A 20,699-nucleotide genomic window follows, 5' to 3' on the forward strand; every position below is an offset into this window, starting at 1 on the left:
TGCCTGCCCAACATCGCAAGGCCGTCCTCCGAAGAACTACGGTTCTGTTCACGATTTATCAGCCATGGCAGCGGCGGGCCTCCGGCGACCAACGGCCTGGGCGGCGCGATAGCCAATTTTCGTCAGGTGAAATCCGAACCGCGCGAGCCCACCTCACGGGCATGCCCGGTACGGATATTCTGCCCTTGCTCTCCCGCCACCGCTTTGAGACCATGCTACGACAACAACAAGCAAGACCCGCTGCTCGCGGGCATTCGATGAGGAAACCCATGCCGATCGTTCAGGCCGACCGTCTCGCACGCATCGGCGCGGCACTGCTCAGGGCCGCCGGCGCATCGGACGAGGAAGCCACAGCGGTCGCCGTCGGCTGCGTCAACGCCAACCTCGCCGGCCACGATTCCCACGGCATCATCGCGATCCCGACCTATATCGACCGCGTCAAGGCCGGCCATATCGTGCCCGGGGCGAAGTGGACCATCGTCCAGGAATCGCCGACCACGACCGTGATCGACGGCCATTGGGGTTTTGGGTTTCACGTCAACGCCAAGGCGATGGCGCTGACAATCGAGAAGGCGAAGACCGCCAACGTCGCCGCCTGCACGGTGTTTCGCCAGAGCCATGTCGGCCGGCTCGCCGCCTATCCGTTGATGGCGATGCAGGAGGGCATGATCGGCATTGCGACCGCCGACTCCGGCCGCTCGCCGAAGATCGTGGCGCCGTTCGGCGGCCGCGAGGCACGGCTCGGCACCAACCCGATCTCGATTGCCGTTCCCTCTGATCTCGACGCGCCGTTTTACCTTGACATGGCAACCTCCGCCGTCGCCGCCGGCAAGATTGCGCTGGCCGTCTCGCGCAACGAGGAAATCCCGAAGGGATGGATCGTCGATGCCGAGGGACGGCACACCACTGACCCCAGGGAATACAGGAAGGGCGGCGCGCTGCTGCCGCTCGGCGGCAGCGAGGGTTACAAGGGCAGCGGCCTTGCCGCGATGGTCGAGGTGTTATGCGGGCTGCTCACCGGGCTCGGCTTCGGCGTCGAGCCGACCGGGCGTCACAATGACGGATGCTTCATGGCGGTGTTCAACGTCGCCGCGTTCCGGCCGCTGAAGGATTTCAAGAAGGAAGTCGCCGAATTCGCGCGCTATCTGAAAGAGACACCAACGTCCGAAGGTTCCACCGGCGTGTTCTATCCGGGCGAGGTCGAATATATCCGCGAGCAGCAGCGCAAGGTTTCCGGCATCGAAATCGAGGACGCGACCTGGGACAAATTGCGGGCGCTGGCCGGCGAGTACAAGCTCGCGGCCGAACTCGATCTGACATGAAGCCGCGCTTGGCCGATACGGGGAGAAAGATATGACACGGCAAATGGTGATGGTCGGCTTCCTGCAGGCGCAGAACTGCACCAATTTGCCGAGTTCCTGGCGGCACCCGGAATCGCGCGACGATTCGATGTCGGCCGATTACTATCAGGAGATCGCCCGGATTCTCGAAGCCGGCAAATTCCACATGGCCTTCTTCGACGATCGCCTGGCAATGCCGGACCGCTACGGCAATGACCACGCTCACACCGTCGAATACGGCATCCGCTGCGTGAAGATGGACCCGATCGTGGTGCTGACCACGATGGGCATGGTCACCGAGAAACTTGGGCTGGCCTCGACCTGCTCGACCACCTATTTCGAGCCGTTCGATGTCGCGCGCCGCTTCGCCACGCTCGATCTGATGACCGGCGGACGCGCGGGGTGGAACGTCGTCACCTCGCTCAATGACGGCGAGGCCCACAACATGGGCAAGGATGCCCATCTCGAGCATGACTTCCGCTACGACCGCGCCGACGAATTCATGGAAGTCGTGCTCGGCCATTGGGACACCTGGGAAGACGGCTCGCTGATCATGGACAAGAACAGCGGCCGCTTCGCCGATCCGGCCAAGGTCAGGCGGCTCGACCACAAGGGCCAATTCTTCAAGTCGCGCGGGCCGTTCACCGTGCCGCGCTCGGCGCAGGGTCATCCGGTCATCATCCAGGCCGGCGCGTCCGGGCGCGGCCAGCGCTTTGCGGGGCGATGGGGCGAGGTGATTTTCACCGCCGCACGCAACGTGGCCGCGGCCAAGGAGGGCTATGCGGCGGTCCGCAACGAAGCGGCGAAAGCCGGCCGCGATCCCGACCAGATGTTCCTCTGCAATCTCACCACGCCCGTCTGCGGCGCGACCAAGGGTGAGGCCGAGGACAAGATGGCTGTCATCAACAAGCTGCCGCTGCAGATCGATGCGCTGTCGCTGCTCGCCGAAGCGCTGAACTACGACTTCGCCTCCAAGCCGCTCGACGAGCCTCTGACAACGGAAGAGCTCAAGAGCATGCAAGGCATTCTCGGCATTCGCGACGGCGTGCTCAAGAATTCAGGCAAGACCAATCCCAGCGCGCGCGACTTCGTCACCTTCTCCGGCCGCGGCCAGGTGCAGGACGCGATCGTCGGGGGCCCGAAGGAGATCGCGGACAAGCTAGAGGAGATGTTCGTCGAGCGCGGCTGTGACGGCTTTGTTATCGCGGCCACCATCGTGCCCGGCTCCTACGCCGACTTCGTCAAGCATGTCGTGCCGGAACTGCAGCGCCGCGGCCTGTTCCACAAGGATTATGCCGGCAAGACGTTGCGCGAGAATCTCGGTCTGCCGCGCACCAAAGCCGGCGCCTGGAAAACCAAGCCGCAGGCGGCTGCCGAATAAAGCAAAGGACACTTCATGCGTTGGCTCAAATTCACTGCCGCCGGAAACACATCCTGGGGCCTCGTCGAGGGCGACAGGGTCATATCAGTCAGCGGCGATCCGTTCGACGAATGGCAGCGCGGCGCGCAATCCCATGCGCTCAAGGACGTGAAGATCGAATTGCCGCTGATCCCGCGCACGTTCTATTGCGTCGGCCTGAACTATCTGAAGCATCTCAAGGAAGCCGCCGACAAGGCCGGCACGGTTCCGAACGTGCCTGACCGGCCCGAGATCGGCTACCGCGCGCAGAACGCGCTGATCGCCCATGATGAGGATGTGGTGATTCCGGCGACTGCGACCGAGAAAATCCATTACGAGGGTGAACTGGTCGTCGTCATCGGCAAGAAGGCAAAACACCTCAACGAAGCCAACGCACTGTCCTGCGTGTTCGGCTACACCATCGGCAACGACGTCAGCGAACGGACCTGGCAGAAGGCCGATCGCAGCCTGTGGCGATCCAAGAATGCCGACACCTTCAAGCCGATGGGCCCCTGGATCGAGACCGAGGTCGACCTCGACCGGATGGAAACCGCGATCCGGGTTAACGGGAAGGAGACCGGCCGCTTCCGTACCAACGAGATGATCTTCGGCATCGTGCCGTTCATCGTGGAATTGACGAAGTATTTCACGCTGTGGCCGGGCGACGTGATCTGGATGGGCACCGACGGCGCCTCGCCGGACCTGAAGGCCGGCGACGTGGTCGAGATCGACATCACCGGCATCGGCACCCTGCGCAATAAATTTGTCGCCGAGAAGCGGTAGCGCCTATTCGATCTTGATCCCGGCGTCCTGGATCACCTTGCGCCAGCGCGTTTCCTCGACGTTGAAATAGCGGTCGAGTGCTTCGGGCGGTTCTGCCACCATCACGAGCCCTTCGTTGACGCCGAGTTTCTTGAACGCCTCCGACTGGACGGCCTTGGCGGCCGACTTGTTCAGGAGGTCGATGATGTCAGGCGGCGTTTTGGCGGGCGCGTACAGGCCGTACCAGGCTTCGGCCGCGTAACCGGCAACACCGGCTTCCGACACCGTCGGCAATTCCGGAAAGGCCGGCGAGCGCTCGGCCGACGTCACCGCGATCGCGCGCAACTGGCCGGCCGCGACCAGCGAGGCGGCGCTGGCAACGGTGGTGAAAATCACCTGGATCTGTCCGCCGAGCAGGTCGGTGATCGCGGGTGCCGCGCCCTTGTAGGGCACGGTGGTCAGGTTGACCTTGGCCATGTGCTTGAACAGTTCGCCGGCCAGATGCGCCGAGGTGCCGGTGCCATAGGTGCCATACGACAGTTTATTGGGCTCGGCTTTGGCCACCGCAATCAGGTCGGCGATCGATTTGATCGGCGACGCCGGATTGACCACGACGAGGTTGAAGGAACGCGCGATCAACGCCACCGCCGCAAAATCCTTATGCGCATCGTAAGGCAGCTTCGCGTTCAGGCTTGGATTGACGGCGTTGGCAAAGGTTCCCATCAGCAGCGTGTAACCGTCAGCGGGGCTGGCCGCGACCGACTGCGTGCCGATGATGGTGCCCGCACCCGGCTTGTTCTCGATGATGATGGAGGCGCCGAGATCTTTTGCCATCTCCTGCGCCAGCGTCCGCGCGATCACGTCGGTGCCGCCGCCCGGTGCGAACGGCACCACGATCCTGATGGTCCGTTCGGGATATCCTGCGAGGGCGTGCGGGCTCGAAAACACGAGGCACGCGGCAAGCGCCAACAGGGCGGACAGGATCTTCGTATCGCGCGCGAATTGCATGCTTGAACATACCACAAACCACCATCAAGCAGATGTTGGTTTCGATCCCAATGATTCGAGCAACCAGGCGCGCAGCACCGCCAGACCGGGATCGTCGCGGCGGAAGGGGCGATAGACCAGATACCAAGCCCGCTTCTTCGGTACGGTGATCGAAAACGGCGCCACCAGGCGTCCCCTCGCCATGTCGTCCTCGACATAGGGACGCAACCCGATCGCGACGCCGATTCCGTCCACCGCTGCCTGCAGCGCCATCGCGTAGTTGCCGAAGCTCGGCCCGTGCACCTTGCCGCGCGGCTTCACCCCGGCCGCCGCGAGCCACAGGCTCCAGTCTTCCGGCGAGTGCGACACCTGCAGCATGTCTTGCCGGGTCAGCTTCGATGGACTGCTGAGACGCGCCGCGACCGCTTTGCTGCAAACCGGGAAGAGGTCGGTCGTGAACAGTAGTTCGGATTCGTAGCCTACCCAGTTGCCGTCGCCGAGCAGGATTCCGCAGGTCCAGTCGTCGCGAAACGGATTGATGGCGCCGCCAGTCGAGAGCCGGACGTCGATTTCGGGATGCTGTTCGTAAAAGCCGCGCAACCGCGGGATCAGCCAGCGGACCGCAAACGAGGGGCCGACGCCAAGCGTCAGCACCGGCGTGGTGCGCATCGCCGTGACCTGCTCGGCAATGCCGGCGATGGCGTCAAAGGCCGAAGTCAGGCCGGGCTGCAGCGCCTTGCCTTGCGGCGTCAGGTCGAGGCCATTGGCCCGGCGCTCGAACAGTTGAAAGCCGAACCGCTCCTCGAGCAGCCGCACCATGCGGCTCACAGCCGCCTGCGTCACGTTCAGCTCGGCCGCGGCGCCGACGAAGCTGCCATGGCGGGCAGCCGCCTCGAAGGCGCGCAATCCATTCAGCGAAGGCAGGCGTCGCATCGGACAGACCAAGTTTTCCTGAGCCTATGGGCCAGATAAACCCGTTTGCGCGGCGGCTGTCAAATCCGCGATGTAGGCCATCGAATTTCATGGAGGTCGCCATGATCAGTGTGCCTTTCGCCGCAGCGCTCGCCACGTCCGTGCTGTCCACCTCGTTCATTTCGGGGGTGTTCGGCATGGCCGGCGGCATGATCCTGATGGGTTTGCTGCTGACTTTGATGCCTTTGGCGCCGGCGATGGCGCTGCACGCCATCACCCAGATCGCCTCCAACGCCGCCCGCGCCTGGCTCTGGCGGCAGCACATCTGCTGGCCGATCGTGGCGCGCTACGCCGCCGGCGCACTGATAGCATCGCTTGCCATCGCGTTCGGACCGGTCACGCCCACCAAGCCGATGGCCCTAATTTTCATTGGCCTGGTGAGCCTCGTCGGACTTGCACTGCCGGCCCGGTGGACGCCCAACGTCATGGAGCACCGGCAGGCCGTCGGCTGCGGCACCCTCTGCACGGCGCTGCACCTGACCTGCGGCGTCTCAGGTCCGATGCTCGATCTGTTCTTCGTGCGCTCCGACCTCGGCACCAGACAGATTGTCGCGACCAAGGCCGCGATCAACACCGGCGGACATTTGGTCAAGCTGGTCTATTTCGGTCACGCGCTTTTCGCTGGAGACGGCACGATCTCACCGGTCGCGATCGTGCTCGCCATCGTGGCGGCGCTGCTCGGAACCCAGCTGTCGCGGATCCTGCTCGAGGCCATCGACGATTCCAGCTTCCGGCAATGGTCGCAGCGGCTGATCGCGGCAATCGCCGTCGTCAGCCTCGCGCAGGGCGTCGTCCTTCAATTCGAAGAGCTGAGGCGGTGAGGCTTATGGCCATCGGCCTCGGCGCCATTTACCCGGTGAAAGCGAAGGCTGCGGCGGCCTAGCGCCGCCTAGACCGCCGTCGCCTTGGCGAACTCGACATAGATTTCGCGCAGGCGATCGGTCATCGGGCCGGGCTTGCCGTTCGCGACTTTCTTGCCGTCGATCGATACCACCGCCTGCACGAACACGGTGGCACTGGTGATGAAGGCTTCCTTCGCGGCGAGCGCCTCGTCCACCGTAAAGGCGCGCTCCTCGATCCGGAGCTGGCGTTCTTCGGCCAGCTTGACCACCGCCTTGCGGGTACAGCCCGGCAAGATCTCGCTGCCGTTCTGCCGCGTCACCAGCACGTCGTCCTGCGTCAGGATGAAGGCCGAGGACGAGCCGCCCTCGGTGATCTTGCCGTCCTCGATCATCCAGGCCTCGCCGGCGCCGGCCACGGCTGCCGCCTGCTTTGCCAGCACTTGCGCCAGCAGCGCCACGCTCTTGATGTCGCGGCGGGTCCAGCGCAGATCGGGCACGGTTATGACGGCGATGCCCGTCTTGGCGGACTGTGCGTTGATGATGTCTTTCACGGAGGTAAACATGATCAGCGTCGGCTTGACGCCCTTTGGAAATGCAAAATCGCGGCCGGTGTCGGCGCCACGCGTCACTTCCAGATAGACCATGCCGTTGACAAGATTGTTGCGCGTCACCAGCTCCTTCTGGATCTCCTGAATCCGTTCGATGGTCTCCGGCAGCGCCAGCTCGATCTCGCCGACCGAACGCTCCAGCCGCGCCAGATGCGACGCATTGTCGATCAGCTTGCCGTCCAGCACGGCGGCGACTTCATAGATGCCGTCGGCGAACAGGAATCCGCGGTCGAGAATCGACACCTTGGCGTCGGCCATGGGCACGAATGAACCGTTGACGTAAGCGATCTGTTCCAAGCGAAGTCTCCTGAAGGCGCAAAGAATACTAGGGGCCTCATATACGCAAATTGTTAGTGCCGATAAACCCTCAACGTCATTCCGGGGCGTGCGAAGCACGAGCCCGGAATCCATAACCACCACCGAGAGTATGGATTCCGGGCTCGCGCCAAACGGCGCGCCCCGGAATGACGGAGGGGCCTAATGCGACAGAATCTTCGACAAAAATTTCTGCGCGCGGTCGCTGCGCGGCTTGCCGAAGAAGTCGTCCTTCTGCGCATCCTCGACGATCTCGCCCTGGTCCATGAAGATCACGCGATGCGCCACCTTGCGGGCAAAGCCCATTTCGTGGGTCACGACCATCATGGTCATGCCCTCGCGGGCCAGATCGACCATCACATCGAGCACTTCGCTGATCATTTCGGGATCGAGCGCCGAGGTCGGCTCGTCGAACAGCATGGCAATCGGATCCATCGCCAGCGCGCGTGCAATCGCCACGCGCTGCTGCTGTCCGCCTGACAGTTCGGCCGGATACTTGTTGGCGTGAACCTTCAATCCGACGCGGTCGAGCAGCTTGGCGCCCTTGGCCATCGCTTCGTCGTGCGACCGGCCCAAAACCTTCTCCTGCGCCAGGCACAGATTCTCGATGATCTTCAGGTGCGGGAACAGTTCAAAATGCTGGAACACCATGCCGACGCGGGCGCGCAGCTTCGGCAGGTCGGTCTTCGGATCATTGACCTTGATGCCGTCGAGGATGATGTCGCCCTCCTGGATCGGCTCCAGCGCGTTGACACATTTGATCAGCGTCGACTTGCCCGAGCCTGACGGGCCGCACACGACAACCACTTCGCCCTTGGCGACCTTGGTCGTGCAGTCCTTCAGCGCCTGGAAGGTCGACCCGTACCATTTACTGACGTGATTGATTTCGATCATGCGCGTTCCCTAACGAACAATACTGATACGCGCCTGCAGGCGCCGGACGCCAAACGAGGCGACGCAGGAAATCGTGAAATAGACCACCGCCGCGAACAGGTACATCTCGACCAGCCGGCCGTCGCGCTGCGCAACCTTGCTCGCCGCGCCGAGGAAATCCGGCATCGACAGCACATAGACCAGCGAAGTGTCCTGGAACAGCACGATGGTTTGGGTCAGCAGCACCGGCAACATATTGCGGAACGCCTGCGGCAGCACGACGTAGCGCATGGTCTGGGCGTAGGTCATGCCGAGCGCATTGGCCGCGGCAGGCTGGCCCTTGGAGATCGACTGGATGCCGGCGCGCATGATCTCGGAAAAATACGCCGCCTCGAACATGATGAAGGTGACGAGCGCGGAGGTGAAGGCGCCGACGCTGATCGGGCGCGACGCGCCGGTCAGCCATTGCCCGACATAAGGCACCAGGAAATAGAACCAGAAGATCACCAGCACCAGCGGCAGTGACCGCATGAAGTCGACGTAAAGCCCGGCGATCCGGCCAAGCACCTTGAAACCGGACAGCCGCATCAGCGCGATCAGCGTGCCGAAGATGATCCCGCCGAGCGCGGAGAGCGCGGTCAGGGTCAGCGTAAACGCCATGCCGTCGAGAAAGAGGTAGCCGAGCGAACGGCGGATGACGTCGAAATCGAAAGTGGCGAACATGCGCTATTTCCCCGTGATGTAGCCGGGGATCGCCAGGCTGCGTTCGAGGAAGCGCATGCCGGTGACGACGATGATGTTGATCAAGAGATACATCACGGTCGCGGCGGTGAAAGCCTCGAATACCTGGAACGAGAATTCCTGCATCGACCGCGCCTGGCCGGTCAGTTCGATCAGGCCGATGGTGATCGCGACCGCCGTGTTCTTGATGGTGTTGAGGAACTCCGAAGTCAGCGGCGGCATGATAATTCGGAACGCAATCGGCAGCAGCACGTAGCGATAACCCTGCAACGTCGTCAGCCCGAGCGCGGTCGCGGCCTGCTTTTGCCCGCGCGGCAGCGAGGCGATGCCGGCGGCCAGTTGCACGGCGACGCGCGCCGACATGAACAGGCCGATCCCGATCGCCGCGGTATAGAACGGCGCATTTGGCATCTGCTTCAGCCACAGCCCCCAGCTCCGCGGCAGCAGTTCCGGCAGCACAAAGAACCAGAGAAACAGCTGCACCAGAAGCGGCATGTTGCGGAAGAACTCGACCCAGGCGAAGCCGATCCAATAGGCGGTCTTTGACGGCAGTGTTCGCAACACGCCGACAATCGAGCCGAATATCAGCGCGATGATCCAGGCGAAGATTCCGGTCTGGATCGTAAGCCACAGTCCCGTCAGCAGCATATGGAAATAGGTGCCGGTCCCGCCCGGGGCCGGCTCGAAGAAGATGCTCCAGTTCCAATTGTAATTCACGAAGGCCTACCGTCCCCTGCGCCACCGAAACGTACCCATGCAATGGTTGGGCCATTGCATGGGTAGAAGCATCTATTTGCTTATTTGTAGGCGTCCGGATCCGGCGAGTCAGACGGCTTGGCGTACTGATTCTTCAGCTCCGCACTCATCGGCGAGTTCAGGTTCAGGCCCTTGGGCGGGATCTTCTGGGTGAACCACTTGTCGTAGATCTTCTGGCCCTCGCCGCCGGTATAGAGCGCTGATGTGGCGGCATCGACCACCTTCTTGAAGGCCGGGTCGTCCTTGCGCAGCATGATGCCATAGGGCTCCGGCTTGGAGAACGCGTCCTTGGAGATCACGTAGTCATCCGGAGCTTTCGAGCCGGCAACCAGGCTCGCCAGCAGGATGTCGTCCATCACGAACGCCACCGCGCGGTCGGTCTCGACCATCAGGAAGGCTTCGGCGTGGTCCTTGGCCGGAATGATGTTGGCGCCGAGCTTCTTTTCCGCATTGGCTTCGGTGAGCTGCTTGATGTTGGTGGTGCCCGATGTCGAAACCACCGCCTTGCCCTTCAGATCGTCGATCGAGTTGATCTTGCTCGACTTCTTCGAGACGTAGCGGCTCGCGGTCAGGAAGTGGGTGTTGGTGTAGGCGATCTGCTTCTGGCGTTCGGCGTTGTTGGTGGTCGAGCCGCATTCCAGGTCGATGGTGCCGTTGGCCAGCAGCGGAATCCGGGTCGACGACGTCACCGGATTGAGCTTGACCTCGAGCTTGTCGAGCTTGAGCTCTTTCTTCACGGCATCGACGATCTTGTGGCAGATGTCCATGGCGTAGCCGACCGGCTTCTGGCTGTCGTCGAGATAGGAGAAAGGAATCGACGAATCCCGGAAGCCGAGCGTGATGGCCCCCGTATCCTTGATGTTCTTCAACGTTCCGGTGAGTTCCTGCGCCATCGCCGGCGTGGCGCACAACGCGCTGGCCAGCAGACAGCCGATAATATGACGGTGTTTCACGTGACTTCTCCCTTTTTTGGTTTGAAATTCATCATCCACCCGATCTCGACGACCTGGAAGGTGATTTGGCCGACGATCGCGAGGCGGTCCTTTCCTGATTGCCCCCATCATGTCCGGCACTATACCTGCATAACTCGGACCAAAACAGATTTAGCGACCGCTGGCTATTCGTCCTATCTCTAAGGGCGACCATTGACAAAGGTAGCGCCCATTTGTCACCGCCGACCGCCGTCAGCCCCTTGCGGCCGGATGCCGCCACCGTGCTCTCGCAAAGCCAGGCGACGCCGCGGCCGGCTAGCGCCATTTCGCACAGCACGTCCGACATGTCGCTTTCGATCACCCGGGTGCCGGAAACCGGGGCATTCTCCAGGATGAGATCGACCAGGCGCGCAAAATAGACGCCCGGCGAGTACATCAGAAGCGGCACCGGATGGGTCGGCCGGCCGGGCAGCGAGGCGCTCCCCTTCGTCACCAGCGCCTGGCTGGCATAGGGTCGCAGGAATTCGGTGCCGAGGATCGCACGTTCATAGCGGTCCGGATCGAGATGGATCGGCTGCTGGGCGTGGTGGTAGCAGATCATCAGGTCGACATTGTTCGAAACCAGCGAGGTGACGAGGTCGTGGATATTGCCGACCACGACCGAGCAGCTCAGGCGCCGTTCCTGCGACCAGAGCTGCCACCAATGCGGCAGGCGGGAAGTCGCCATCGCAAACGGCAACGCGATCCTGATATGTTCGTGACGGCGAACCGGCTTACCGCCAAGCTCCACGCGCGCGTCCAGCATTTGCCGCAGCAGCTCGCCGGCATGTTCGCGAAACCGCTCACCCTGCGGCGTCAATTGTGTCGGATAGACGCTGCGGTCGATCAGGTCGAAGCCGAGCCAGGCCTCCAGCGATTTGATCCGGCGGCTGAACGCGGCCTGCGAGGTGTTTCGTCGCTCGGCCGCCCGCGTAAAGTTGCCGGTCTCGGCCACCATCAGGAAATCCTGCAACCAGCGTAGCTCCATCACGCACCTTGCCTGGACGCGTGGCGCCGCGCCGACCTGCCGCGCCACTCCAGGCGGCGCAAGGCAGCGAACAGCGTCGGGTGCTCGTTGCCGGTCAAGAATGTAATCCCCCATGCGCGGAACCTAGCCAATCGGCACGCGCTTTGACCAATGCAAGGTTTGCATCACGGCGCCCGGACGTCGCCGAAGGGTGCATCCCGATCAATCGGCGCCCTGTCATAACCCGGCCCACAACCCGCTCAAAACCATCACCCCTCGCCAGCGTGCTACGCCGCGGCCGACGATGCAAGTTTTGCATTATGCGACCTTCGCATCAGTGGCGGCGCGTGAACGGCCTAGTCTGGCGGTGTCCACTCCATCCATTCGTCCCGAGCTACGTTTCGATCGGGCGGCCGTTTCAAAAAGAGACATCGAAATGAAAATTTGTGTGCTTGGAGCCGGCGTCATCGGCCTTACCACGGCGTGGCGCCTCGCCGAAGCCGGACACGATGTCATCGTCGTCGACCGCAACGTTTCCACCGGGGCGGACGCCAGCGCCGCGAATGGCGGCCAGCTTAGCTACGCCTTCGTGGCGCCGCTGGCCTCGCCGGCGCTGTTGATGAAGCTTCCATCGCTATTGATGTCGAAGGGTTCGCCCATTCGCATCCGGCCGGGCCTGGACCCTGCTTTGGTGGCGTGGGGTGCGCGTTTCCTGCTCGCCTGCCGCTCGAACGCCGTGCAAGAGACCATTGGCGCCCAACTCGCGCTCGCCGCCTTGAGCCGGAGCGAGTTGGCACAGCTGTCCGAGGCCCTTGCGCTCGCATTCGGATTGAAGACTGCAGGCAAGCTCGTCGTATTCCGGACAGGCAAGGAATTCGACACGGCGCGAGGCGCAATTGCCAGGATGGGCACAGGTGACGATCGGCAACAGGTCCTGACACCTGCCGAGTGCCTGGCGCTGGAGCCTGGGCTCAAGCTCGACGTACGCGAGCTCGCGGGCGGAATTTACACGGCCTCCGAGCAAGTCGGGGATTGTGCGGCGTTCTGCGCCGCACTCACGGCCCGCATGAAGCAGCGAAGCAACATCGAATGGCTGCTGGGCGCGCCGGTGGTTGGGCCGGTCAGGTCCGGCGGCCGCCTCTGCGCGGTCGAGACCACCAGGGGGCGTGTGCAAGCGGACCGCTTCGTGCTGTGCATGGGCGCGGCATCGCGTGCCTTTGCGCGCGCTTGCGGATTCTACCTGCCGATCTATCCGGTCAAGGGTTACAGCATCACCCTGACACCGCCTGACGAAACCCACGCGCTTCGCCACAGCGTCACCGATATGGAACGCAAGCTGGTGTTCGCGCCGCTCACGTCCGGCGAAAGGACGACGATAAGGGTCGCGGGCATCGCCGACCTCGAGAGTGATGATGCCAGGATCGATGTCGGGCGCATCGACACGCTGCGCCACGCTTCAACCGAGTTGCTCGGTATCAATGCTACCGGCGACGTCCAGCCCTGGTGCGGGCTTCGCCCGATGACGCCCGACAGCCGGCCGATCATCGGCTGGTCGCCGCTTGATGGCCTGTTCATCAATTCAGGCCATGGCATGCTCGGCTGGACGCTTGCCTGCGGCAGCGCGCGGCTGACGGCGGATTTGATTGACCGCAAGCCGCCGGCGATCGAAGGCGGACCCTTCGCCTTGCACCGCGCGGCTTGAAGCGACGACGGTGGCTAGCCGGTGGCTTTGGCCGACGCGACGATCTGGGCCAGCACCGGTTCAATGTAGCGGCGAAACTGTTCGGGGTTCTCGCTCATCGGAAAATGGCCGAGCTGCTCCATGATGGTGACATGGGCGCCGCTGATCGCGGCCGCGGTGCGCTTGGTGTCTTCCGGCGTGCAGGAGAAGTCATATTCGCCGGTGAGCAGAAACAGCGGGCAGACATCGGTGTCGATGTTCTCGACCCGGCCGCGCAGATCGCCGTCGACCCGATAGAAATACAGATCGCCCTTGAAGACGCCGGGTCCACCCTGCTTGTAACCCCACAGCGTCTCGGTCCGCGCCGCTTGCGGGCCCTGCGGCGCAATCAGACCCGACACCAGCGCGGCGCAGACTTCGCCGCCATGAACGTCGGGGCGGTTGAGCCATGACGTGTCGTACCACGGCGCCTGGAAATCGGCGGCTTCCAAACCGATCAGCGCCCGGAATTCGGCGGCGTGATCGATCGCGAGATTGAGCACGATGCGGCCGCCGATCGAGCAGCCCATCACCACCGGCTTGTCCAGTTTCAGCGCCTTGCAGAAGGCGCGGATGGTTTCGGTGTAGCGCGCGGTGGTGAGCTGATATTCGTCGCCGTTCCAACTCGCCGGCGGATTGGATTTGCCGTGCCAGGGCATGTCGAAGGCGATGATCCGAAAATGCTTCGCAAACTCCGCGTCGACGAGCAGATGCCGCCATTGCCGCGCATCGGAACCCGCGGTGTGCAGGCACACCAGCGGAATGCCGGCGCCGTTTTCCTCGAAATAAATGCGGTGCATTTCGCCGCCGATGTCGACATGGACATAGCGGCCGATCATCGGCTCGACATAGCCGCTCATGATGCCGCCACCGCGAAATGCTGCCGCGGCAACGCCAGCACATCCTTGAAGTACTGCAGATGCGTCATGAAGGGATGCAGATCGCCCTCGATAGCAGCCTCGCCGCGCTTGGTCAGCGCGAGCAGATCATGCCAGCCCGGCCGCGGCGCGGGTTGCCAGTACGCGGCCCAGGCCGCCGGCGAAGCGCGATAGGCAAACCGCCAGGAGCGCATCAGCACCGGCGCTGGTGTCAAATCGACGATCCGGCCGGCACGGATCGAGGCGTGAAGAGGATGGCCGGTCGGCCCGAGCAGACACTCGCAATCGAGAAACCGGCCGCGCACGATCAGCTCCGGCGCCTGTTCGAGCAGCGCGGGGATTGTCGCGAATGCCTTGATAACCGCAACGTCGGTCGCGTTCGAAGCTGAACTCATGCGCTCCAGGGGGTTTCCGGCAATAACGGCATCGGGAGAACGGAACCGGTCCGTCACATCGGGATATGATGACCTGAACATTCCGTGGTCGCAAGGTTTGCGGCCCGGCGTTGAAGCCGTGCAACCATGCTTGCCGCACACGGCGAGCCGGAAAATTCCGTATCTCGGGATGCCACGGCAGACCAATTGTCGCAGATGTCAATTCCAGCCAACTGCTGAGACGATTGCATGGGTTAGCGCGGCCAATGCGCTTTTCTTCGCCTGCGTTTTCAGAGAAGATTGAAGGCATCAAGAGAAACAAAGAGGCCTCGCTTCCAACGGGGCCGCGAGGGAGAGTTTGAGATGTCGAGACCAAGCCGTTTGATGTTCGCTGTCGCCGCCGTCGGCATGCTGATTTCCGCCGCCGCCGGCGCGCAGGAATATCCCACCAAGCCGATCACCCTGATCGTGCCGTGGCCGGCGGGCGGATCGACCGACCTCACGATGCGCGCAATCGCCGAAAGCGCCTCCAAGATTCTCGGCCAGCCAATCGCGATCGACAACAAGGCGGGTGGCGGAGGCACCGTCGGCCCGGCCACCATGGCGGCCGCCGCCAAGCCGGATGGCTACACCATCGCGCAGCTACCGATCACCGTGTTCCGCCTGCCGCTGATGCAGGAAGTGTCCTGGGATCCATCCAAGGATTTCTCCTACATCATCCACCTCACCGGCTATACCTTCGGTGTCACCACCAATACCGAGTCGCAGTTCAAGACCTGGAAGGACGTCGTCGACTTCGCCAAGCAGAATCCCGGCAAGGTGACCTACGCGACCCCGGGCGCCGGAACCTCGCTGCATATCGGCATGGAGCAGATCGCGACGCTCGCCGGCATCAAGCTGACGCAGGTGCCGTTCAAGGGCGGCGCGGAGACCAACGCCGCGGTGCTCGGCCAGCACACCATGCTGCAGGCGGATTCGACCGGATGGCGACCGCTGGTCGACGCCGGCAAGTTGCGCCTGCTGATGGTGTGGACCTCGGCGCGCTCGCCGAATTTCCCCGACGTGCCGACGCTGAAAGAACTCGGCTATCCCATGGTCTATGACTCGCCGTTCGGCATCGCCGGACCGAAGGGCATGGACCCGAAGATCGTCGCCAAGCTGCACGACGCCTTCAAGAAGGCCATCGAGGACCCGGCCGTGATCGCAACGCTCGCGAAATACGACATGGTGCCGAATTACAAGAACACCGAGGACTACAAGAAGTTCGTCGTCGAGGTCACCAATTCCGAACGCAAGGTGATCGACTCGCTCGGGTTGGCGAAGAAGTAGCATAGACCATCCTCATGTCCCGGACGCGGTGCGGCGCGAAGCGCTGCTCCGCGGAGCCGGGACCCACAACACAGCAAGATGAACCCCGGCTTTGCAGCGCATCGCCATAGCGTGTGGAAGACACGCGTAAGCGCGCTTATGGTGCTGCGTAGCGTCCGGGGAACGGCTGAGAGAACAATCCATGAGCAATAACAGCAACGTCAAATTCCGCTTCAACAATTCCGAATTGTGGGGTGGATTGATCGGGCTCGGGCTCGGCCTTTTCGTCATCCGGTCCGGGCTCAAGCTGAAACTGGGAACCATCAACGATCCCGGCTCCGGCTACGTGCTGTTCTACACCGGCATCCTGATGTGCCTGTTCGCGGCATCGATCATCATAGCGTCGCTCAGCGAGGGCGGACCGACTTTCGGTTCGCGCTGGGAGAATGCGCGCTGGACCAAGCCGCTGATCGTCATCGCCTCCCTCACCGCATTTGCCTTCTCGCTCGACACGTTCGGCTTTCTGCTGTCGTCGATCCCGTTGATGGTGCTGCTGTTGCGGCTGATCGATCCGGTGCGCTGGTCGCTGGCGATCCCGATCGCCGTCATCGCGCCGCTCGGCATGTGGTGGATTCTGAAACGTTTGCTTTTGATCCAGCTGCCTTCGGGCATCTTTGAAATCGGTTGACCGCGACATGGACACCATCATCAACGTCGCGCACGGTTTCGGCATCGCTCTGTTGCCGGTCAACCTGGTCTATTGCTTCATCGGCGTCTTCATCGGCACGCTGGTCGGCGTGCTCCCCGGCATCGGGCCGATCTCGGCGATGTCGCTGTTGCTGCCGGTCACGCTGTCGGGAACGCCGGAATCCGGCATCATCATGATGGCCGGCATCTATTATGGCTCGATGTATGGCGGATCGACCACGTCGATCCTGGTCAACATCCCCGGGGAAGCGGCTTCCGTCGTCACCTGCATCGACGGCCACCAGATGGCGAAACAAGGCCGCGCCGGGCCGGCGCTCGGCATCTCTGCCTTCGGCTCCTTCATCGCCGGTACCTTCGCGCTGATCGCCTTGATGCTGGTGGCGCCGTCCCTGGCCAGCGTCGCGATCGCGTTCGGGCCGGCCGACTATTTCAGCCTGATGGCGCTGGGCCTCGTGGTGCTGACCTTCCTCACGCAGGGATCGATGGCGAAGGCGCTGCTGATGGCCTGCATCGGCATCGTGCTTGGCCTGATCGGGCTGGACAGCATCACCGCGCAGCCGCGCCTGACCTTCGGCCGGATTGAATTGATCGACGGCATCGGCCTCGTCCCCGTGGTGATGGGCCTGTTCGGCGTCGCCGAGGTGCTGCTCAATACCGAGCAGATCATCAAGCGCGACATCATCAACGCCAAGATCACGCAGCTGTTTCCGAGCAAGGAAGACTGGAAGGCCAGCACCGGGCCGGTCGCACGCGGAACCGTTCTCGGCTTCTTCCTCGGCATCCTGCCGGGCGGCGGCGCCGTGATCTCGTCATTTGCGTCCTACGCGCTGGAGAAGCGGCTGTCGAAAACGCCGGAGCGTTTTGGCAATGGCGCGATCGAAGGCGTGGCGGGACCCGAAGCCGCCAACAATGCCGCGGCGGGCGGCGCCTTCATTCCGCTGATGACGCTGGGCATCCCGCCGAACGTGGTGATGGCGTTATTGTTGGGCGCGTTCGTGATCCACGGCCTGCAGCCAGGTCCGCTGCTGATCACCCAGAACCCGGGCCTGTTCTGGGGCATTGTTGCCAGCATGTATATCGGCAATGTGATGCTGCTGGTGCTCAATCTGCCGATGATCGGGATGTGGGTTCAGCTGCTGAAGCTGCCGTACAACATTCTGTTTCCGCTGATCGTCCTGTTCACGATCATCGGTGTCTATTGCTCCAGCAACAACGTGTTCGACGTCTACGTCATGATCGCGTTCGGCGTGATCGGCTATTTCATGCGCAAGCTCGGCTACGAGCCGGCGCCGCTGGTGCTGGCCTTCGTGCTCGGGCCGATGCTGGAGAACAATTTGCGTAAATCGCTGATCCTCTCGCAGGGTGACCTGATGACCTTCGTCACACGGCCGATCTCGGCCACCTGCCTGGCGCTCGCGGTGGTGCTGCTGGTCGGACCGCTGCTGCCCTCGCTGCGCAAGAAGCGCGAGCTGGTCGCGCTGGATGAAGGGGTTTGATCGTGGCTTCATCCTTCGAGACGCCACGCTTGCGCGTGGCTCCTCAGGATGAGGTCTGACAGTTCAAGTGTTAGACCCTCATGGTGAGGAGCGCGGCAACGCCGCGCGTCTCGAACCACGAGGCCACCGAATACGCCGCATTGATTCCGAACTCGCCCTAGCTCGGCTTGATCACCTTCAGCGCACCCGGTTTCGCCGGCTGCGCCATTGCCCGTGTCAGGATCAACGCTTCCTTCTTCAGCATCTCCGCAAGTTCGGTTTCGCGCCGCCTGATCCGGTCGCTGGAGGCGCCGACGCTCAGCGCCGCAATCACCTGCCCGGCATCGTCGCGGATCGGCACGCCGACCCCGCCCATGCCGGGAAGCGCGACGTCGATCTGCACGGTGTGGCCATGCTTGCGGGCAGCCATGATCCGCTCGCGCAGATATTTCGATGTGATGCGCGGCGATTTCGCCAGCCGCGGCATGATGATTTCGATGATGGCGTCGATCTCGGCGTCCGGCAACCATACCATCAGCGCAAGGCTGCCGGCGCCGACGCCGAGCGGCCGGCGGCTGCCGATCTGCAGGTAATTGGGCTGCAACGGATGGCTGCCGACGGAGCGCGCCAGATACAGCGCCTCTACCCCGCTGCGCACCGACAACAGCGCGGTATCGGCGGATCGCTCCGAAAGCCGCAGCAGGCTCGGCTGCGCCAGCTCGGCGATGTCGACGGTGCGGCGCGCGCTAACCGCCATCACCCGCGCCTCCTGGCCGAGCTCGTAGGTTTTCGCGCCGGTCACGCGGGTGACAAAGCCCTCCTCGATCAGCGAGCCGAGGATGCGCAGCGCCGTCGCCTTGTTCAGCGAGGTGACGTCAGCGATCTCGGTGAGCCGCAGCGGCGAGTTCTGCGCCAGCACGCGCAGGATCGCGCAGACCTTCTGGATGGCGTTGAAATTGGCCGGCTGCCCGACGACGGACAGCGCTGGCTTCTTCTTAGGTGACGTCGCGTTCATGCCGCCCTTCCCCGCATCGCGCTCCCCTGATCCTAGAGAGCGCGGCGCGCGGACGACAGAGCAATATTTCGCCTGACGATACGCCGAGGTAATATTTGTACGTGAAAATGGCAATTTCGCGCCGCAGCATCATTCTTATTCCGTCACACGAACCATTTGCGGCATCACGATTTACGCGGCACCTCGCCCAGATCCCAGAACAGGCCTGCCATGATGGCCAGCGCTTCCTCGGTGACCGGCAGGAGGATGTGTTCATCCGGCGCGTGCTGCGAGCAGCCGGGATAGGAATGCGGAATCCAGATCGTCGGCAGGCCGAGCCCTTCGGCAAAGACGCCATTGGGCAGCGAGCCGCCGATATTCGGCAGGATCGCCGGCGCCTTTCCGGTGGTCTGCCGGATCGAGTTCGCCGCCCAGTTGACCCAGGGGCTGTCCAGATCGGTACGTGACGCGCCAAACCTCTGCTGCCCGCTGACATCCACCATCGGAAAGCCATTGGCGTGCAGATAGGTCCTGACAGCGTCGACCACCTTTTCGTATTCGGTGCCGACCACGAAGCGAAGCTGCAGAACGGCACGAGCCACGCCTGGAATCGCGTTCGCCGGCTGATCGATATTGCCCGATGACATCGCCAGCACTTCGAGCGTGTTCCAGGCATAGACCCGTTCGGCGGCGGAGAGGCCGTCCTCGCCCCAGTTCTCGGAGACCTGCGGCTCATCCGCCGTGGGCTCGACCTCCACATCGGCAAGTGCCGTGCGGATCAGGTTCGAGATGCGCGGCGGCTTCATGATGTCGAGCTTCATCCGCCCCCTGTGATCGACCAGCGCGGCGATCGCGTTGGCCAGGATGGTCGCGGGGTTGGCGAGCAGGCCGCCCCAATTGCCGGAATGATTGCCGCCTTCGCGCAGGTTGACGTCGAGATGGATGCGCACGCCGCCGCGGCAGCCGAGGAAGATGGTGGGACGATCCGCCGAAAGCCGCGGACCATCGGATGCGAGCAACAGGTCGGCCTTGAGTTCCTGCTGCAGCGACTCGCAGACCTCAGCCAGATCAGGCGAACCGATCTCCTCGCTGGTCTCGATGATGAACTTGGCATTGAAGCCGAGCTTGCCGCCACGGGCTTCGCGGACCGCCCGCAACGCCGCCATGTTGATGCTGTGCTGCCCCTTGTTGTCGGCGGTGCCGCGGCCGTAGACGCGATCGCCCTTGGTCGTGGTTTGCCACGGATTGAGATTGTCGCGCCATTCACCGACCATACCACCCACGACATCGCCATGGCCGTACGACAGGACTGTCAACAGCGAAGGATCCTCGCGATAGTCCGCCAGCAGATACGGACCCTTGCCGATCGGCGACTCGATCAGCCGGGTCGAAAACCCGAGCTCTTCAAAGGCAGGCTGCAGTCCTTCCACGAGATAGGCGCGCAGGGGATCGCCCGGCAGCGGCTCCTGGCTCTGCGTAGGGAAACCGACCCGGCGGTTGAGCTCGGCGAGAAATTCGCCGGAGTGAAACTGCTGACGGACATTTTCAATCGCGTCGGCTCTCGTTGCCATGCTCTTTCCTTTTGCGTTCGCGAACGTATCACTGGTTAGTGTAGCCAGACAATCCATCTACTGGAAGTAGCACAAGTCGGACCGAATAGGGCCTTGCTAAGCCTCATGGAATGCAACAATTTCCGCCAACAGCCGGCA

20 protein-coding genes are annotated in these 20,699 nt (G+C 63.0%); 8 read left to right on the forward strand and 12 right to left on the reverse strand.

Annotation, left to right across the window (positions count from 1 at the left end):
- Window positions 1-269 precede the first annotated feature (269 nt).
- From JQ641_RS00660 to JQ641_RS00670, 3 genes are read left to right on the forward strand one after another with little or no spacing between them, the layout of a single operon-like run.
- On the forward strand, window positions 270-1,322 hold the full coding sequence (locus JQ641_RS00660; RefSeq protein ID WP_211993796.1) for an Ldh family oxidoreductase: 1,053 nt from the start codon (window positions 270-272) through the stop codon (window positions 1,320-1,322).
- A gap of 31 nt (window positions 1,323-1,353) precedes the next feature.
- A complete protein-coding gene (locus JQ641_RS00665) occupies window positions 1,354-2,721 on the forward strand; it encodes an LLM class flavin-dependent oxidoreductase (protein ID WP_211993797.1) in 1,368 nt (455 codons plus the stop codon).
- 15 nt (window positions 2,722-2,736) lie between these two features.
- On the forward strand, window positions 2,737-3,522 hold the full coding sequence (locus JQ641_RS00670) for a fumarylacetoacetate hydrolase family protein (protein WP_211993799.1): 786 nt from the start codon (window positions 2,737-2,739) through the stop codon (window positions 3,520-3,522).
- Window positions 3,523-3,525: 3 nt separating this feature from the next.
- Here the strand turns inward: JQ641_RS00670 and JQ641_RS00675 are convergent, their stop codons facing one another.
- Together JQ641_RS00675 and JQ641_RS00680 are read right to left on the reverse strand one after the other, a co-directional pair.
- Window positions 3,526-4,509 carry a tripartite tricarboxylate transporter substrate binding protein gene (locus tag JQ641_RS00675; RefSeq protein ID WP_211993801.1) on the reverse strand — a complete coding sequence of 328 codons (984 nt, stop codon included), beginning with the start codon at window positions 4,507-4,509 and terminating at the stop codon, window positions 3,526-3,528.
- 24 nt (window positions 4,510-4,533) lie between these two features.
- Window positions 4,534-5,421 carry a LysR substrate-binding domain-containing protein gene (locus tag JQ641_RS00680; RefSeq protein ID WP_211993803.1) on the reverse strand — a complete coding sequence of 296 codons (888 nt, stop codon included), beginning with the start codon at window positions 5,419-5,421 and terminating at the stop codon, window positions 4,534-4,536.
- A 101-nt stretch (window positions 5,422-5,522) separates the two neighbouring features.
- On the opposite strand from JQ641_RS00680, the gene JQ641_RS00685 reads away from it, so the two are divergent.
- On the forward strand, window positions 5,523-6,281 hold the full coding sequence (locus JQ641_RS00685) for a sulfite exporter TauE/SafE family protein (protein WP_211993805.1): 759 nt from the start codon (window positions 5,523-5,525) through the stop codon (window positions 6,279-6,281).
- A 68-nt stretch (window positions 6,282-6,349) separates the two neighbouring features.
- Here JQ641_RS00685 and JQ641_RS00690 read toward each other — a convergent pair whose 3' ends face one another.
- The 6 genes from JQ641_RS00690 to JQ641_RS00715 form a co-directional block, all read right to left on the reverse strand.
- The gene (locus tag JQ641_RS00690) at window positions 6,350-7,207 is read right to left on the reverse strand and encodes a D-amino-acid transaminase (protein WP_211993811.1); all 858 of its coding nucleotides are present in this window, start codon (window positions 7,205-7,207) and stop codon (window positions 6,350-6,352) included.
- A gap of 180 nt (window positions 7,208-7,387) precedes the next feature.
- Window positions 7,388-8,119, reverse strand: a complete 732-nt coding sequence (locus tag JQ641_RS00695; RefSeq protein WP_211993812.1) for an amino acid ABC transporter ATP-binding protein — start codon at window positions 8,117-8,119, stop codon at window positions 7,388-7,390.
- Window positions 8,120-8,128: 9 nt separating this feature from the next.
- On the reverse strand, window positions 8,129-8,821 hold the full coding sequence (locus JQ641_RS00700) for an amino acid ABC transporter permease (protein ID WP_192740329.1): 693 nt from the start codon (window positions 8,819-8,821) through the stop codon (window positions 8,129-8,131).
- A gap of 3 nt (window positions 8,822-8,824) precedes the next feature.
- A complete protein-coding gene (locus JQ641_RS00705; RefSeq protein ID WP_211993813.1) occupies window positions 8,825-9,556 on the reverse strand; it encodes an amino acid ABC transporter permease in 732 nt (243 codons plus the stop codon).
- An 80-nt stretch (window positions 9,557-9,636) separates the two neighbouring features.
- Entirely contained in the window at window positions 9,637-10,488 is an 852-nt protein-coding gene (locus JQ641_RS00710) for an amino acid ABC transporter substrate-binding protein (protein WP_249150154.1), read from the reverse strand.
- Window positions 10,489-10,579: 91 nt separating this feature from the next.
- A complete protein-coding gene (locus JQ641_RS00715) occupies window positions 10,580-11,554 on the reverse strand; it encodes a LysR family transcriptional regulator (protein ID WP_211994260.1) in 975 nt (324 codons plus the stop codon).
- Window positions 11,555-11,969: 415 nt separating this feature from the next.
- Between JQ641_RS00715 and JQ641_RS00720 the strand changes: the two genes are divergently transcribed.
- Complete coding sequence (locus tag JQ641_RS00720; protein ID WP_211993814.1) at window positions 11,970-13,235, forward strand: D-amino acid dehydrogenase; 1,266 nt, start codon at window positions 11,970-11,972, stop codon at window positions 13,233-13,235.
- A 14-nt stretch (window positions 13,236-13,249) separates the two neighbouring features.
- Here JQ641_RS00720 and JQ641_RS00725 read toward each other — a convergent pair whose 3' ends face one another.
- Window positions 13,250-14,113: an alpha/beta fold hydrolase gene (locus tag JQ641_RS00725; RefSeq protein WP_211993817.1), complete on the reverse strand. Its 864-nt coding sequence runs from the start codon at window positions 14,111-14,113 to the stop codon at window positions 13,250-13,252.
- Window positions 14,110-14,526, reverse strand: coding sequence for a hypothetical protein (locus JQ641_RS00730; protein WP_211993819.1), 417 nt, complete (start codon window positions 14,524-14,526; stop codon window positions 14,110-14,112). Before JQ641_RS00730 ends, JQ641_RS00725 begins: the two co-directional genes overlap by 4 nt.
- A gap of 342 nt (window positions 14,527-14,868) precedes the next feature.
- Between JQ641_RS00730 and JQ641_RS00735 the strand changes: the two genes are divergently transcribed.
- From JQ641_RS00735 to JQ641_RS00745, 3 genes are all read left to right on the forward strand, one after another.
- Window positions 14,869-15,834, forward strand: a complete 966-nt coding sequence (locus JQ641_RS00735) for a tripartite tricarboxylate transporter substrate binding protein (protein WP_211993822.1) — start codon at window positions 14,869-14,871, stop codon at window positions 15,832-15,834.
- Window positions 15,835-16,015: 181 nt separating this feature from the next.
- Window positions 16,016-16,501: a tripartite tricarboxylate transporter TctB family protein gene (locus JQ641_RS00740; RefSeq protein ID WP_211993824.1), complete on the forward strand. Its 486-nt coding sequence runs from the start codon at window positions 16,016-16,018 to the stop codon at window positions 16,499-16,501.
- A 7-nt stretch (window positions 16,502-16,508) separates the two neighbouring features.
- Window positions 16,509-18,017 (forward strand): tripartite tricarboxylate transporter permease, encoded by a 1,509-nt coding sequence (locus JQ641_RS00745; RefSeq protein WP_192740337.1) that lies wholly within the window; start codon window positions 16,509-16,511, stop codon window positions 18,015-18,017.
- A 157-nt stretch (window positions 18,018-18,174) separates the two neighbouring features.
- Here JQ641_RS00745 and JQ641_RS00750 read toward each other — a convergent pair whose 3' ends face one another.
- Both JQ641_RS00750 and JQ641_RS00755 read right to left on the reverse strand, forming a co-directional pair.
- Window positions 18,175-19,011, reverse strand: a complete 837-nt coding sequence (locus JQ641_RS00750; protein ID WP_211993826.1) for an IclR family transcriptional regulator — start codon at window positions 19,009-19,011, stop codon at window positions 18,175-18,177.
- 164 nt (window positions 19,012-19,175) lie between these two features.
- Window positions 19,176-20,561 carry a M20 family metallopeptidase gene (locus JQ641_RS00755; protein ID WP_211993828.1) on the reverse strand — a complete coding sequence of 462 codons (1,386 nt, stop codon included), beginning with the start codon at window positions 20,559-20,561 and terminating at the stop codon, window positions 19,176-19,178.
- Window positions 20,562-20,699: the final 138 nt, after the last annotated feature.

This window comes from Bradyrhizobium sp. JYMT SZCCT0180 (genome assembly GCF_018130165.1).
GTDB lineage: Bacteria > Pseudomonadota > Alphaproteobacteria > Rhizobiales > Xanthobacteraceae > Bradyrhizobium.